A 14,335-nucleotide genomic window follows, 5' to 3' on the forward strand; every position below is an offset into this window, starting at 1 on the left:
GCCGACATGGCGGTTCAGGCCGAAGCGGCGGTCAGGCCGAAGTGGACGCCTTGCTGCTGCTCTTGCTCTCGCTCTTCCCGGAGGACTTCGTCTCCGAGGAGGACGAGGAGGACCCGGACGACGAGGAGTCCGAGGAGGAGGCCGAGCCCTTGGTCTCGCCGCTCTTCGCGGTCGAGTCCGAGGAGGAGCCGTTGGCGGCCGGGCTGCTGCTCGACGAGGAGCTGCGGCTGTCGTTGCGGTAGAAGCCGGAGCCCTTGAAGACGATGCCGACCGCCGAGTACACCTTCTTGAGGTGGCCCTGGCAGCCGGGGCACTCGGTCAGCGAGTCGTCCGTGAACTTCTGCACCACCTCGAGGCCCTCGCCGCACTCGGTGCACTGGTACTGATAGGTCGGCACGTTCTTCCTCCTGGCACTCTCACTCGTTGAGTGCTAACAACGGTCCATAGTGCAGCATTCCCGCGCGTCAGTCCACCGCGACTGTCGTTCGGTGACCCAGCCCACGTGCCGCGACCAGTCCGCCGTGGGCGGGGTGCAGCGCCTTGCGGAAGGCCAGCAGTACCAGCAGCGCGAGCCCGGTGCCGATCAGCGGGGTGAGGAACCCGGCCCCGGCCCCCGCGCGGTCCGCGAGCTGGCCCGCCACTGTCGAGCCGGTCGCCTGGCCCAGCGCGACCGCCCCGGTCAGCCAGGTGAAGGCCTCGGTCCTGGCACCCGCCGGGACGAGCGACTCGATCAGGGTGAAGCAGGTGATCATGCAGGGCGCCACGCACAGTCCGGTCAGCATGCCCAGCGCGCCCAGCGCGACCGCCCAGGGGGCGAGCTGCGCGGTCAGCGCCACCAGCGCCGCGGCCGCCACCAGCGCCGGGTAGGCGGTCAGCAGCCGGGTCTGCGGCCCGCGCTTCCACCGGACCGCGCCCACCGCGACAGCGGCCAGCATGTTGCCCGCGGCGAACACGCCGTACATCAGCCCGTTGGCGCCCGGCCGGCCGATCGACTCGGTGAACGCGGTGAGCGAGACCTGCATACCGCCGAAGACCATGCCGATGCCCAGCAGCGCCGCGACGAGCACCCGCGCGCCCGGCGCCGCCAGCGCGGACGGCCGGCCGTCCGCGCCCTGTCCGCGCGCGGTGTCCGCGCCCCGCCCGGCCGGGCGCCCGGCGGCCGACGGAACCGGCTGCGTGCGGCGCTGCGCGGCGAAGACCAGTCCGCCCACCAGCGAGATGGCCGCCTCGGCTGCGAGCCCCGCGGCCGGATGCACCCCGGTGCACAGCGCCGTGGCCAGGACCGGGCCGACCACGAAGGTGAACTCGTCCGTCACCGACTCGAAGGCGGCGGCCGTCGTCATCAGCGGGGATCCCTGCAGCCGCGACGCCCAGCGGGCCCGCACCATCGGGCTGATCTGCGGAGCGGTCGCACCTGCCGGTACGGCAGCCACGAAGAGCGCCCACAGCGGCGCGTCCAGGAGGGCCGCGGCGATCAGCGCACCGACGGTGAGGACGTGCAGGAACGCCTGCGGGACCAGGACCGCGCCCTGCCCGAACCTGTCGGCGAGCCTGCCGCTCTGCGGCGCCAGTACGGCCATGGCGATGCCGGCCGTCGCCGACACCGCGCCGGCCCGGCCGAAGGATCCGGTGGTGTGCTGGACGAGCAGGACGATGCTGATGGTGAGCATTGCGTAGGGCTGGCGGGCCAGGAAGCCCGGCAGCAGAAAGGACCAGGCTCCCTCGGTCCGCAGCAGCTGCCCGTATCCGGGGCGCCGGGAGGAGCGCTTGGAGTGCCGGTTCCCGGTGTTCTCGTCGGTCCGTGCGGTGTCGGTCTCGGTGGCCGGGGATTCCACGGCCGGGCCTTTCTGCCGCCTGGTAGCGCGCTCAGGGTGACGCGCCGAGAGCTGTCCTCTCGCGCAGGACCGGGGTAGATACCCGGTCCGGTGCAAGGGTGGGCTTCCGGACCGTGGCCGCCGAGCGGTCGCGCCAGCTCTGCATCAGGCAGAGTCGGGGTGAATCTTTACCTTGTGAGGATAGCGGCCGGCGGCGGTATTCGGTAACAGGAGGCGCAGACCGCGAGCACGCGGCACGGCCTGCGGTCGCCCCCGGCCGCACGACGGCACGGGCCCGCAGCGCCGACCAGCCCCGCAGCAGTGCACCTGCACCGCCCTCGGTCCGGTGCGCCCGCACCGCTCTCCGTCCGGTGCACCGGCGCTCCCGCACCGTCCCCCGGGGTCCGGCCCGCGACGAGCGGATCGGGCCCCGGGGACGGTGCGGGCCGTCACCGCCGCACCGCTGTGCTCCCTCCGGAGCCCAGCCAGCCGGCGAGCTTGCCGCCGCGGCTGACCGACAGCAGCCGCCGTTCGGCCGCGTCCCGGACCGGGTCGGTCGTGACGACCAGGAGTTCGTCGCCGTGCCGCAGCACCGTGGAGGGCAGGGGGACGAAGCTCTCGCCGTCCCGCACCACCAGGGTGACGGCGGCGCCCGGCGGCAGCCGCAGCTCGGTGACCTCGACGCCGTGCATCCGGGAGGACGGGGGGATGGCCACGGACAGCAGATGCCCGCGCAGCCGCTCCAGGGGCGCGGACTCGATGTCGAGGTCGGCGGCCTCGTCCGGCTCGTTCAGCCGCAGTTTCCGCGCCAGCCAGGGCAGGGTGGGTCCCTGGAGGACGGTGAAGACGACCACCAGCACGAACACGATGTTGAAGATCCGCTGGCTGCCCTTGACCTCGGCGACCATCGGGATGGTCGCCAGCACGATGGGCACGGCCCCCCGCAGTCCGGCCCAGGTGAGCAGCACCTTGTCCTGCCAGGGCAGCCGGAAGCGGTCCAGGCACAGGAAGACGGACAGCGGCCGGGCGACCAGGGTCAGGGCCAGTCCGATCAGCACGGCGGGCCAGAAGTCCTTCCACAGCTGGTGCGGGGTCACCAGGAGACCGAGCAGGACGAAGAGGCCGATCTGCGCCATCCAGGCCACTCCGTCGGCGAAACCCCGCACGGCGGGCCGGTGCGGCAGCTTGCCGTTGCCCAAGATCAGCGCGGCCACGTAGACGGACAGGAAGCCGGATCCGTGCGCCATGGCGCCGCCCGCGTACGCCAGGAAGCACAGGGCCAGCACGGCGATGGGGTAGAGGCCGGAGGCGGGCAGCGCCACGTGGCGCATGCCGAGTTCGCCGAGTTTGCCGACGATCAGTCCCACCACCAGCCCGATGCCGAGCTCCAGGATGATCTGCCCCAGCAGGAAGTACCAGGTGTGGTGCTCGGAACCGAACGAGGAGAAGGTGACGACCAGCAGCACGACGGGGGCGTCGTTGAAGCCGGATTCGGCTTCCAGGATGCCGGTGAGCCGCTTGGGCAGCGGCACTCTGCGCAGTACGGAGAAGACCGCGGCGGCGTCCGTGGAGGAGACGACGGCGCCCATCAGGAGGGATGCCTGCCACTCGAGGCCGACCAGGTAGTGCGCGGCCAGGGCGGTGACGGTCACGCTGACGGCCACGCCGAACGTCGAGAGCACGGCGGCTGCGGGCACGGCCGGCCGGATGTCGCGCCACTTCGTACCGAGTCCGCCCTCGGCGAGGATCACCACGAGGGCGGCGTATCCCAGGGTTTGGGTCAGCGCGACGTCGGAGAAGCCGAAGCCGATGCCGTCCTGCCCTATGGCGATGCCTATCCCGAGGTAGACCAGCAGGCTGGGCAGCCCGCTGCGGGAGGAGAGCCGGACAGCGGCGATGGCGACGAGCAGGACGAGGGCGCTGAAGAGCAGGAGCTGGTTGAGGCTGTGGACGGTCAGGGCACGGGTCCTCTCTGGCCGGGGCTCTCTCCTTGAGTGCACGAGTCGGGTGCTCCGGACGCGGGGAATCGGCGCCGGGGCGGGGTTCCTTGAGTGGACGAGCGGGTGCGCGCGATGGTTCTGACGGCCTCCTGACGCTTTCCTGACGTGTTCTTAACGCCTCGACCATGGCGGGGCCACTGCTCCCGGACCGATGTCCGGCAGCGGCTAGTTCGTTTGGGTAGCTAACAATTTACCATTACTTGAATATGCCCCGGCGGGAATCTGCTGAGGGTGACTCGCTGTCCGGGCGCGCGGACGGTCGGCCTATGGTTGCTCCGTACGGACCGGGCCCGTCCGGTCCCTCGTAACGGTCCACCCTGCCCCGCTAAGGACAGCGATGCCCGCCAAGAAGACCTCGCGACGCGCCCGCCTCATCGTGATCGTCGTCGTGCTGCTGCTGGTGGCCGGCGTCGGCGGCAGCACCTACTGGGGCATCAGCACCGTCCGCGACTCCTTCCCCCAGACCACCGGTTCGCTCAAACTCAAGGGTCTGGCCGCACCGGTGAGCGTCAAACGGGACGGCAGCGGCATCCCGCAGATCTACGCGGACAACGCGAAGGACCTCTTCCTGGCGCAGGGCTACGTCCAGGCGCAGGACCGCTTCTGGGAGATGGACGTACGCCGCCACATGACCTCCGGGCGGCTCTCGGAGATGTTCGGCGACGGACAGGTGGAGACGGACGCCTTCCTGCGCACCCTGGGCTGGCGCCGGGTGGCGGAGAAGGAGTACAAGCAACTCCCCGAGGAGACCAGGGACTACCTCAAGGCGTACTCCGCCGGGGTCAACGCCTACCTCAAGGACCACAAGGGCTCCGCGCTCTCCGTGGAGTACGCGGCGCTGGACCTGGCGGGCGAGGACTACCAGCCCGCCGACTGGAGCCCGGTCGACTCGGTCGCCTGGCTCAAGGCGATGGCCTGGGACCTGCGGGGCAACATGTCGGACGAGGTCGACCGGGCGCTGATGACCGGCCGCCTGGACAAGGACCAGATCGAGGACCTGTACCCGGAGTACCCCGTCGACCGGAACAAGCCGATCGTGGGCCAGGGATCGGTCGACCCCGCCACCAAGAAGTTCGACCCGAAGGCCGAGGGCGGCGAGGCCGGATCGGATACCGGCACCGGCAACGGCACCGGGACGGGCACGGGCAACGGGACGGGCACGGGATCCGGGACGGGCGCCGGAGACACCGGGCAGCCCGCTGCGGGCACCGGCGGCGGCACGGGGACTCCCGGGGCCTCCGATAGCACCCAGGGGGCCGGCGAGGCGGCTGAGGGTGCCACCACGCAGATGGGTGCGGTGGCCGACAAGCTGGACGAGATCCCCGGTCTGCTCGGGCCGAACGGCAGCGGCATCGGGTCCAACTCCTGGGTGGTGTCCGGCAAGTACACGACCACCGGCAAGCCGCTGCTGGCCAACGACCCGCACCTGGCGCCGCAACTGCCCTCCGTCTGGTACCAGATGGGCCTGCACTGCCGCTCGCTGGACAAGTCCTGCCCCTACGACGTCTCCGGCTTCACCTTCTCCGGCATGCCCGGCGTCGTCATCGGCCACAACCAGCACATCTCCTGGGGCATGACCAACCTCGGCGCCGACGTGACCGACCTCTACCTGGAGAAGGTCCGCGACGGGAAGTACCTCTACGACGGCAAGGAGGTCCCGTACCGTACCCGTGAGGAGACCATCAAGGTCGCCGGCGGCAAGGACCGGACCATCACCGTCCGCGAGACGAACAACGGCCCGATCGTCTCGGACCGCAACAAGGAACTGCGCAAGGTCGGCGACACGGCCCCCGTGGGCAACGCGGCGCCCGACCGCGGCGACGGCTACGCGATCTCCCTGCGATGGACCGCGCTGGAGCCCTCCAAGACCATGGACGCGGTCTTCAAGCTCAACCGGGCCGCCGACTTCTCCGACTTCCGCGCGGCGGCCCGCGAGTTCGCCGTCCCCTCGCAGAACCTCATCTACGCCGACACCAAGGGCAACATCGGGTACCAGGCCCCCGGCAGCATCCCGGTGCGCGGCAAGGGCGACGGGCGCTACCCGGCGCCCGGCTGGGATCCCCGCTACCGCTGGAAGGGATACATCCCCCAGCGCGCCCTGCCGTGGGAGTACAACCCCGAGCGCGGCTACATCGTGACCGCCAACCAGGCCGTCGTGGACCGCGAGAAGTACCCGTACCTGCTCACCGACGACTGGGGCTACGGCGCGCGCAGCCAGCGGATCGACGACCTCGTCCAGTCGAAGATCAAGGACGGCGGGAAGATCTCCATGGACGACATGGAGACGATGCAGATGGACAACAGCAGCGAGATCGCCAAGCTGCTGGTGCCCTACCTGCTGAAGATCGAGGTCCGCGACAAGTACGTCCGGAACGCGCAGAAGCTGCTGGAGGGCTGGGACTACACCCAGGACTCCGACTCGGCGCCCGCCGCCTACTTCAACGCCGTCTGGCGCAACCTCCTCAAGCTGGCCTTCGGCGACAAGCTCCCCAAGGCACTGCGCGTCAAGGGCGACTGCCTGTACGTCGCACCTTCCGACGACTCCGGCCCGGTGGACGACCTGAACGGCAACCAGCGGCTGGTGCGCGAGTGCGGGCAGCGCTCGGCGGACTCCGCGCAGCCCGACGGCGGGGACCGTTGGTTCGAGGTCGTGCGCAAGCTGCTCAAGCAGCCGGACAGCGAGTGGTGGAAGACCCGCGACACCTCGGTGCGCAAGGGCGACAGGAACCGCGACGACCTGCTGGCGCACGCCATGAAGGACGCGCGCTGGGAGCTCACCTCCAAGCTCGGCAAGGACATCGACACCTGGAGCTGGGGCAGGCTGCACCGGCTGATGCTGAAGAACCAGACGATCGGCACCAGCGGCCCCGGATTCATGCAGTGGCTCCTCAACCGCGGCCCCTGGGACCTGGGCGGCGGTGAGGCGGCCGTCAACGCCACCGGCTGGAACGCGGCCGGCGGATACGACGTGATCTGGGTGCCGTCGATGCGGATGGTCGTCGACATGGGCGACCTGGACAACTCGCGGTGGATCAACCTCACCGGTGCCTCCGGGCACGCCTACAACGCGCACTACACCGACCAGACCGACAAGTGGGCCAAGGGCGAGTTCCTCAAGTGGCCCTACAGCGAGAAGGCGGTCGACAAGGCGACCGAGGACCAGATGGCGCTCACGCCCTGACGTGTGCACGACGGTGGCCCGGCACGTACCGCTTGTGCCGGGCCACCGTCGTGCGGTCGGCGCGGTCGGCGCGGTCGGCGCGGTCGGCGCGGTCGGAGGGGCCGGCGCCGCGCAAGTGGCCGACGGCGCGCCGGCCCCGCCCGGTCCGTCCGGCGCACCCGGGTCGGTCGGCCCGGGCCGGTCGCCGACGGTGGGGTGGCCCCGTCAGCCTTCCGTGGCCTGGAAGTGGTGCACGCCGCTCGGGGTCACGGCTGTCGGCACCCGCCGGTCGTGCTCCTCGCCGTCGATACGGTCGACCAGTTCGCCGTCGTACAGCAGCACCGCGCACACCGGCTGCGCGCCGCGGGCCGCCAGCCGGGCGAGCACCCTGTCGTAGCACCCCGCGCCCCGCCCCAGCCGCAGTCCGCCCCGGTCCACGGCCAGCCCCGGCAGCAGGACCGCGTCGGCCTGTGCGACCGCTTCGGGGCCGAGCCGCGGTCCGGACGGCTCCCGCAGTCCGCGCCCGGCCGGGACGAGCGTCCCGGGGCCTTCGTGGACCGCCCAGTCGAGGTCGTCGTCCTCGCGCAGCACCGGCAGCAGCACGCGCACACCGCGTTCGCGCAGTGCCTCCAGCAGCGGACCGGTGCCCGGCTCGCTGCCCACCGACGCGTATGCGGCGACGGTCGCGGCAGCAGGAAGGCCGGGCAGCTCCAGTACCTGCCGGGCCAGCGCGTGCGCGGCCGCATCCAGGTCACCGGGGGTCAAGGTTTTCCTCACCCGCAGGACAGCCCGGCGCAATGCGCGCTTACTACTGTCACCGACGGTCTCCGGGTCGCCCATGGAGCGTCCTTTCCTTCCGCGCGTGAAACGCAACAAACCCAACAAACGCGATAAACGCCGTGGACGCTTATCTTTCCCATCAAGTGACCGGTTATGGTGCGGGACATGACTACTCCCCGCTCACGGATCACCAAGGCAGTCATCCCCGCCGCCGGCCTGGGCACGCGCTTCCTGCCCGCGACAAAGGCCACACCCAAGGAGATGCTCCCGGTCGTCGACAAGCCCGCGATCCAGTATGTGGTCGAGGAGGCCGTCACGGCCGGTCTCTCGGACGTGCTCATGGTCACCGGACGCAACAAGCGGCCCCTCGAGGACCACTTCGACCGCAATTACGAACTGGAGCAGGTCCTGCGGGACAAGGGTGACGACGGGAAGCTCGCCCGGGTGCAGGAGTCCAGCGACCTGGCCACCATGCACTACGTCCGCCAGGGCGACCCGCGCGGCCTGGGCCACGCCATCCTGTGCGCAGCCCCGCACGTGGGGGACCAGCCCTTCGCCGTCCTCCTCGGCGACGACCTGATCGACCCCCGCGACCCCCTGCTCGCGCGGATGATCGAGGTGCAGGAGGAGCGCGGCGGCAGCGTGGTGGCGCTCATGGAGGTCGATCCCGGCAGCATCCACCTGTACGGCGCCGCGGCGGCCGCCGCCACCTCCGACCGGGACGTGGTCCGGGTCTCGGACCTGGTGGAGAAGCCCCCGGTGCAGGAGGCGCCCAGCAACCTGGCCATCATCGGCCGCTATGTGCTGGACCCGGCCGTCTTCGAGGTGCTCGGCAAGACCGAGCCCGGCAGAGGCGGCGAGATCCAGCTCACCGACGCGTTGCAGACCCTCTCCAGCGACGAGTCGGTGGGCGGTCCGGTGCACGGAGTCGTCTTCGACGGGCGCCGCTACGACACCGGGGACCGGGCGGACTACCTGCGTGCCATTGTCCGGCTCGCGTGCGAACGTGAGGACCTGGGCCCGGAGTTCCGGGAGTGGCTGCGTGGATACGTCACCGAGGAGATGTGAGTCGTGAGCAAGACCTGGTCGGTCGAGGAACATCTGGAGGACATCCTCCGCAGCGTCCGCCCGCTGGACCCCATCGAGCTGAACCTGCTCGACGCGCAGGGCTGCGTCCTGGTCGACGACGTCATCGTCCCCGCCGCGCTCCCGCCGTTCGACAACAGCTCCATGGACGGCTACGCGGTACGGACCGCCGATGTCCGCGGCGCCAGCGAGGAGTTCCCCGCGGTGCTCAGCGTGGTCGGCGACATCGCCGCCGGGAGCTCCGGACTGCCGGTCGTGGTCTCCGGTGAGGCGGCCCGCATCATGACCGGCGCGCCGCTGCCGCCCGGCGCGGAGGCCGTCGTCCCGGTCGAGTGGACCGACGGCGGCACGGGCGGCGGCCCCGCGGACGCCATGGCCGCGCACAGTGCCGCGCCGGAGGGCGCCGCGGGCCAGGTGCGCGTGCACCGTCCGGTCGCCGCCCGTCAGCATGTACGGGCCAAGGGCAGCGACGTCGAGGCGGGCACTGTCGCGCTCAGGGCCGGCACCGTTCTCGGGCCCGCGCAGGTCGGTCTGCTGGCGGCCGTCGGCCGCGGCTCGGTGGTGGTGCGCCCGCGCCCCCGGGTGGTCGTCCTCTCCACCGGCAGCGAACTGGTCGCGCCGGGCGAAGCGTTGGGCCCCGGACAGATCCACGACGCCAACAGCTTCGTGCTGACCGCCGCCGCACGCGCGGCCGGAGCCATCCCCTACCGGGTCGGTGCGGTGGCCGACGACGCCGAGACGCTGCGCGCCACCATCGAGGACCAGCTCATCCGGGCCGACCTCGTCGTCACCAGCGGCGGGGTGAGCGTCGGCGCCTACGACGTGGTCAAGGAGGCGCTCTCCCAGGTGGACGCCTTCCGCGGCGGCGAGGAGGAGGACGGCGCGGACGATCCGGCGCGCGACACGGTGGAGTTCCGCAGGCTGGCGATGCAGCCGGGCAAGCCCCAGGGCTTCGGTCTGATCGGGCCCGACCGCACGCCCATCCTCACTCTTCCCGGCAACCCGGTGAGCGCCTATGTCTCCTTCGAGTTGTTCGTCCGCCCGGCGCTGCGTCACCTGATGGGCCAGAAGCCCGTCCGGCGCCACAGCGTGCGCGCCCGGCTGGCCGGGGACACCGCGCTGACCTCGCCGGAAGGGAAGCGGCAGTTCCTCCGCGGCGACCTCACCCCGTCCGCCGAGCGGGACGACGCGGGCACGGTCCGCGCGGTCGGAGGCTCCGGCTCCCACCTGATCGCCGCCCTCGCGCACGCCAACGCGCTGATCGACATCCCGGAGGGGACCGGCCGCGTCGCCCCCGGTGACGAAGTGACCGTCGTTCCCCTGGACTGACCGTGGCAGGACGCGGCAGACCGCGCACCGGCCGCTGCCGGTACCGTGTCCGGGCACAGCACAGGACCGGGAGAACCATGACCAGCCCTCAGCAACACCTCACCCACGTCGACGCGTCCGGGGCCGCGCGGATGGTCGACGTGTCCGAGAAGGACGTCACCGCGCGCTCGGCCCGCGCCACCGGGCGGGTGCTCGTCGCACCGCAGGTGGTCGCGCTGCTGCGGGGCGAGGGCGTGCCCAAGGGCGACGCTCTGGCGACCGCCCGGATCGCCGGGATCATGGGCGCCAAGAAGACTCCGGAACTCATCCCCCTGTGCCACCCGCTCGCCGTCTCCGGGGTCGAGGTCGACCTGTCGGTCGCCGACGACGCCGTGGAGATCGCCGCCCGGGTGCGGACCACGGACCGCACCGGTGTCGAGATGGAAGCCCTCACCGCGGTCACGGTCGCCGCACTGACGGTCGTGGACATGGTGAAGGCCGTGGACAAGTCCGCGGTCGTCACCGATGTCAGGGTGGAGGAGAAGGCGGGTGGAGCGTCGGGGAACTGGGCGCGGCAGCCGCACGCCGACGAGGCCGGCGAGGAGGGCGCATGAGCGGTCCCGAGCACCGCGGGAGCGGGTCGGCCCCGCACGGCCGCGGGGAGGAGACCGCTGCCCGGCGTCACGGAGGCGGGACCACCGCGCACGACCACGGTGGCGGGGCACCGCCGCACGCCCACCGTGCATCCCACGGCCCCGCCGCGAGCGCTTCCGCGGCTCCGCGGCCGTACCGCGCGCTCGCGGTGACGGCCTCCAACCGTGCTGCGGCGGGCGTCTACGAGGACAAGGGCGGGCCGCTGCTCGTGGCGGGCCTGGAGACCATGGGGTTCGCCGTGGACGGGCCGCGCGTGGTGCCGGACGGCGAGCCCGTCCGCGAGGTGCTCCGGGAGGCGGTGGCGGCGGGCTACGCCGTCGTCCTGACGACCGGCGGCACCGGCATCTCCCCGACCGACCGGACTCCGGAGATGACGCGTTCCGTCCTGGAGCGGGAGATCCCCGGCATCCCGGAGGCCATCCGTGCCGAAGGAGCGGCGAAGGTGGCCACGGCTGCGCTCTCCCGCGGTGTCGCGGGGGTGGCCGGCCGCACTCTCGTCGTCAACCTCCCGGGCTCCACCGGCGGCGTCAAGGACGGGATGGCCGTTCTGGCCCGGCTGTTGCCGCATGCCGTCGACCAGATCCACGGCGGCGACCACCCCGCCGAGCCGGACCGTCCCGCCGAGCCGGTCTCCCCGCGGCGGTCCGGCGGGCACAGAGGGGACGACGCCCGCTGAACGCCCCATGGCCGGTCGAGCTGGCGGACGGTTCCACGACCCTCCGCCCCATAAAGTTGCGCGACCAGCGCGCCTGGCGGGAGGTCAACCAGCGCAACCGGGAATGGTTGCGTCCCTGGGAGGCCACGATTCCGCCCGCGCCGCCCGGCCAGCTGCCGCCGCGCCGCCCCACTTTCCGCCAGATGGTGCGGCATCTGCGCACCGAGGCGCAGGCCGGCCGGATGCTGCCGTTCGTGGTGGAGCACGAGGGGCGGCTCGCGGGGCAGTTGACCGTGGCGGGTATCACCTGGGGCTCCATGTGCTCCGGCCATATCGGCTACTGGGTGGACCGCGCGGTGGCGGGACGGGGCGTCATGCCCACGGCAGTGGCGCTGGTCGTGGACCACTGCTTCCGCACTGTCGGATTGCACCGGGTCGAAGTCTGCATCCGCCCCGAGAACCTCCCCAGCCGTCGCGTGGTGGAAAAGCTCGGCTTCCGAGAGGAAGGAATCCGGCCGCGCTATCTGCACATCGACGGTGCCTGGCGTGACCACCTGGTGTTCGCCCTGACCGTGGAGGAGGTCCCGGAGGGCCTGCTGACCCGCTGGCACCGGTCGAGGCCCGGCCACTCCACCGAAATAAAATAGACGTTCGATTTGTGGGGTCGGTCGGAGAGACGGGATTCCCGCGCCCGCGCGTTCCGGCCATTTCCCGGCCGATTCCGCATAGTCCCGGGCCGCCGGTCACAAAAAAAGTTCGACGGATCGGCCAGATCGTGCAACACGCCGGGCTGTTTGGCAGATGGGCTCACGTAATCCCCTCTACCGTGTGAGGGTGAGCAGCAGTGGCCTCATCTACGCAGTCATCGTCGGGGCCTGGGCCGCCTACTTGGTGCCGATGTGGCTTCGTCGCCAGGACGAGTTGAACGAAGCCCGTCCGACGGAACGCTTCAGCACCGCCATCCGGCTGCTGTCCGGCAAGGCCGGTATGGAGCGCCGCTACGCCAGAGAGGCGGAACGGCGCCGCGTCCGCGAGGGGTGGGCGGCCGACGACCCGTACGCACGGAGAGCCGGCGCCGAGCACGAGCCCGGCCCCTCCGCCGCGTACGGCTCCGACGGTGACGCGTACCGGAGTGACCCGGACGCCGCCACCGAGCAAGCGGTGGACGTCCGGGCCTTCGCCGACCCCAAGACCATGGTCGGCGCCCCCGGCGCCGAAGCGCTGACCGCGGTGCACGCGCACCGTGCGGAGAGCCGGCACACCGGAACGGTCCGCCCGGGCAGCCGGAGCGGCCGTCCGGGCACCGCCGCCGCGCACGGCGGCCACGGCGGTCCGGAGGACACCGACGGTGCGGCAGGGCCCGGGACGGCTCCGGCGAGGGCACCGGGCCGCCCCTCGGAGCAGCCGGGGGAGGCCCGGTACGACCAGCAGGGCCCCGACCGCAGCGGTCCGGACCGGTCCCGCACGAACGCGGCCGAGCGGGCGGGGACGGCGCGCCCGCAGACCGCCGACTCCCGGACCGCGCAGGGAGCGGGACGGCGTGCCAAGCAGGCCAAGCGCGCCAAGCTGCTCGCGCGGCGGCGGCGCACGACGATGCTGCTCTTCCTCGCGTTCACCGTGGGCACGGTCGTGGCGGCCGTCCGCGGACTCGCCCTGCTGTGGGTGCCCGCCGTCCCCGCCGTCCTGCTGAGCGTCTACATCGTCCACCTCCGCGTCCAGGAGCGGCGCCGCTTCGCCTTCACCATGGACCGGCGCCGGGCCGAAGCGGCGGCGCGCAGTCTGCGCGCCCAACGGCCGTACGAGGACGCCGGACCGGCGGAGCGCCGCCGGGCCGAGGCGCTGCACACCGACACCGAGCCGGGCCTCCCGGCGCGCACGGAGGGCGACGGCGCCACCGGCCGCCAGGGCCGGCGCCACGGCGAAGATCAGCACCCCCGTGAGGAGCGCCGCTCCCGGGTCGGCGGCCCTCCGGCCGCGGCGCCCCGGCGCGGAGCCGAGCACAGCGGTGCACGTCCGGAAGCCCCCGCTGCTGACCGTGCGGGTGCGCCCCCGGAGGCCCGGGCCCGGGCCGAACAGCAGGAGGCGGCGGAGCGCCGCGCATTGGTCGAGCAGACCGACCACGCCGAGTGGGTCGACCAGCAGCGCGCACGGGACAGGGATTCCTCCGAGGGCGAGGGCTGGGACCCGGTGCCCGTACCGCTGCCCACTTATGTCAGTGCCCCGGTGGCACCCCGTGCGACGCGCGGCGTCGACCTGGAGGCTCCCGACGCCTGGAGCTCGGCCCGCTCCAGCAGTGTCCCGGCCGCCGGGCCGCACCCCGCGGCCGAGGACGAAACCGCCGCCGACCGCGACCGCACACCCCTCTTCGACCAGTACGAAGGCGAACGGCGACCCCGCGCCGCCAACGAGTGAGTCCGCCGTGGACGGTTCCGCGGGAGGCCCGGGAACGGATTTCCTCCCGTCCCGGCGAGGGTGCTAGTGTTTCATCTGTCGCAAGGGCCTGTGGCGCAGTCCGGTAGCGCATCTCGTTCGCAACGAGAGGGTCAGGGGTTCAAATCCCCTCAGGTCCACCACACGTCAGAGCCCCTGTCGGAGTCATCCGGCGGGGGCTCTTTCGTGTCGTACAGAGCGGTCGCAGAGCGGTCGCAGAGCGGTCGCAGCGCGGCGAAGGACGGTGCCGTCCTGGAGCGGGTGGAAACGCGGTCGTGGCCGACTGGGACGGTGAGGTGGAACGGTCGGCATGACGGTCTTCCACTGCGCGAAGTGCGGTGCCCGGCTCACACCGGACCTTCAGAAGCTTCCCGCTGTTCCGGACGCTTCCGTGAGTGACGGGGACCGCGACCGCAAGACCTGGCTCGCGCCCTCGACCGTCCCGCGC

General features: G+C 72.1%; 11 protein-coding genes and 1 tRNA gene. 8 read left to right on the forward strand and 4 right to left on the reverse strand.

Annotation, left to right across the window (positions count from 1 at the left end; genetic code table 11):
• Positions 1-31: 31 nt before the first annotated feature.
• From A949_RS0129030 to A949_RS0129040, 3 genes are all read right to left on the reverse strand, one after another.
• On the reverse strand, positions 32-397 hold the full coding sequence (locus tag A949_RS0129030) for an FmdB family zinc ribbon protein (protein WP_019359566.1): 366 nt from the start codon (positions 395-397) through the stop codon (positions 32-34).
• Positions 398-464: 67 nt separating this feature from the next.
• Positions 465-1,835, reverse strand: a complete 1,371-nt coding sequence (locus A949_RS0129035; RefSeq protein WP_019359567.1) for an MFS transporter — start codon at positions 1,833-1,835, stop codon at positions 465-467.
• Positions 1,836-2,263: 428 nt separating this feature from the next.
• Complete coding sequence (locus tag A949_RS0129040; RefSeq protein ID WP_019359568.1) at positions 2,264-3,814, reverse strand: potassium/proton antiporter; 1,551 nt, start codon at positions 3,812-3,814, stop codon at positions 2,264-2,266.
• A 337-nt stretch (positions 3,815-4,151) separates the two neighbouring features.
• Between A949_RS0129040 and A949_RS0129045 the strand changes: the two genes are divergently transcribed.
• The gene (locus A949_RS0129045) at positions 4,152-6,995 is read left to right on the forward strand and encodes a penicillin acylase family protein (protein WP_019359569.1); all 2,844 of its coding nucleotides are present in this window, start codon (positions 4,152-4,154) and stop codon (positions 6,993-6,995) included.
• Between the two features lie 204 nt (positions 6,996-7,199).
• Here the strand turns inward: A949_RS0129045 and A949_RS0129055 are convergent, their stop codons facing one another.
• Positions 7,200-7,814, reverse strand: coding sequence for a 5-formyltetrahydrofolate cyclo-ligase (locus A949_RS0129055; protein ID WP_037708065.1), 615 nt, complete (start codon positions 7,812-7,814; stop codon positions 7,200-7,202).
• Between the two features lie 105 nt (positions 7,815-7,919).
• Here A949_RS0129055 and galU point away from each other — a divergent pair, with 105 nt between their 5' ends.
• From galU to A949_RS0129090, 7 genes are all read left to right on the forward strand, one after another.
• On the forward strand, positions 7,920-8,822 hold the full coding sequence (gene galU, locus A949_RS0129060; RefSeq protein ID WP_026005137.1) for a UTP--glucose-1-phosphate uridylyltransferase GalU: 903 nt from the start codon (positions 7,920-7,922) through the stop codon (positions 8,820-8,822).
• Positions 8,823-8,825: 3 nt separating this feature from the next.
• Positions 8,826-10,169: a molybdotransferase-like divisome protein Glp gene (gene glp, locus A949_RS0129065; protein ID WP_019359573.1), complete on the forward strand. Its 1,344-nt coding sequence runs from the start codon at positions 8,826-8,828 to the stop codon at positions 10,167-10,169.
• Between the two features lie 77 nt (positions 10,170-10,246).
• Positions 10,247-10,762, forward strand: a complete 516-nt coding sequence (gene moaC, locus A949_RS34985) for a cyclic pyranopterin monophosphate synthase MoaC (RefSeq protein WP_019359574.1) — start codon at positions 10,247-10,249, stop codon at positions 10,760-10,762.
• Positions 10,759-11,478 (forward strand): MogA/MoaB family molybdenum cofactor biosynthesis protein, encoded by a 720-nt coding sequence (locus A949_RS34990; RefSeq protein WP_019359575.1) that lies wholly within the window; start codon positions 10,759-10,761, stop codon positions 11,476-11,478. The genes moaC and A949_RS34990 overlap by 4 nt, the downstream gene beginning before the upstream one ends.
• Positions 11,475-12,104 carry a GNAT family N-acetyltransferase gene (locus tag A949_RS0129080; RefSeq protein WP_026005142.1) on the forward strand — a complete coding sequence of 210 codons (630 nt, stop codon included), beginning with the start codon at positions 11,475-11,477 and terminating at the stop codon, positions 12,102-12,104. The genes A949_RS34990 and A949_RS0129080 overlap by 4 nt, the downstream gene beginning before the upstream one ends.
• Positions 12,105-12,291: 187 nt before the next feature.
• Positions 12,292-13,869, forward strand: a complete 1,578-nt coding sequence (locus A949_RS0129085; protein ID WP_026005138.1) for a gephyrin-like molybdotransferase receptor GlpR — start codon at positions 12,292-12,294, stop codon at positions 13,867-13,869.
• Between the two features lie 84 nt (positions 13,870-13,953).
• A tRNA-Ala gene (locus A949_RS0129090) sits at positions 13,954-14,030 on the forward strand.
• Positions 14,031-14,335: the final 305 nt, after the last annotated feature.

The organism is Streptomyces sp. AA1529, assembly GCF_000280905.1.
Lineage (GTDB): Bacteria > Actinomycetota > Actinomycetes > Streptomycetales > Streptomycetaceae > Streptomyces.

Bases quoted from the DNA above. Each gene is read 5' to 3' on its own strand.
- A949_RS0129045 (WP_019359569.1), top strand. From the start codon at position 4,152: ATGCCCGCCAAGAAGACCTCGCGACGCGCCCGCCTCATCGTGATCGTC.
- A949_RS0129055 (WP_037708065.1), bottom strand. From the start codon at position 7,814: ATGGGCGACCCGGAGACCGTCGGTGACAGTAGTAAGCGCGCATTGCGC.
- galU (WP_026005137.1), top strand. From the start codon at position 7,920: ATGACTACTCCCCGCTCACGGATCACCAAGGCAGTCATCCCCGCCGCC.
- moaC (WP_019359574.1), top strand. From the start codon at position 10,247: ATGACCAGCCCTCAGCAACACCTCACCCACGTCGACGCGTCCGGGGCC.
- A949_RS34990 (WP_019359575.1), top strand. From the start codon at position 10,759: ATGAGCGGTCCCGAGCACCGCGGGAGCGGGTCGGCCCCGCACGGCCGC.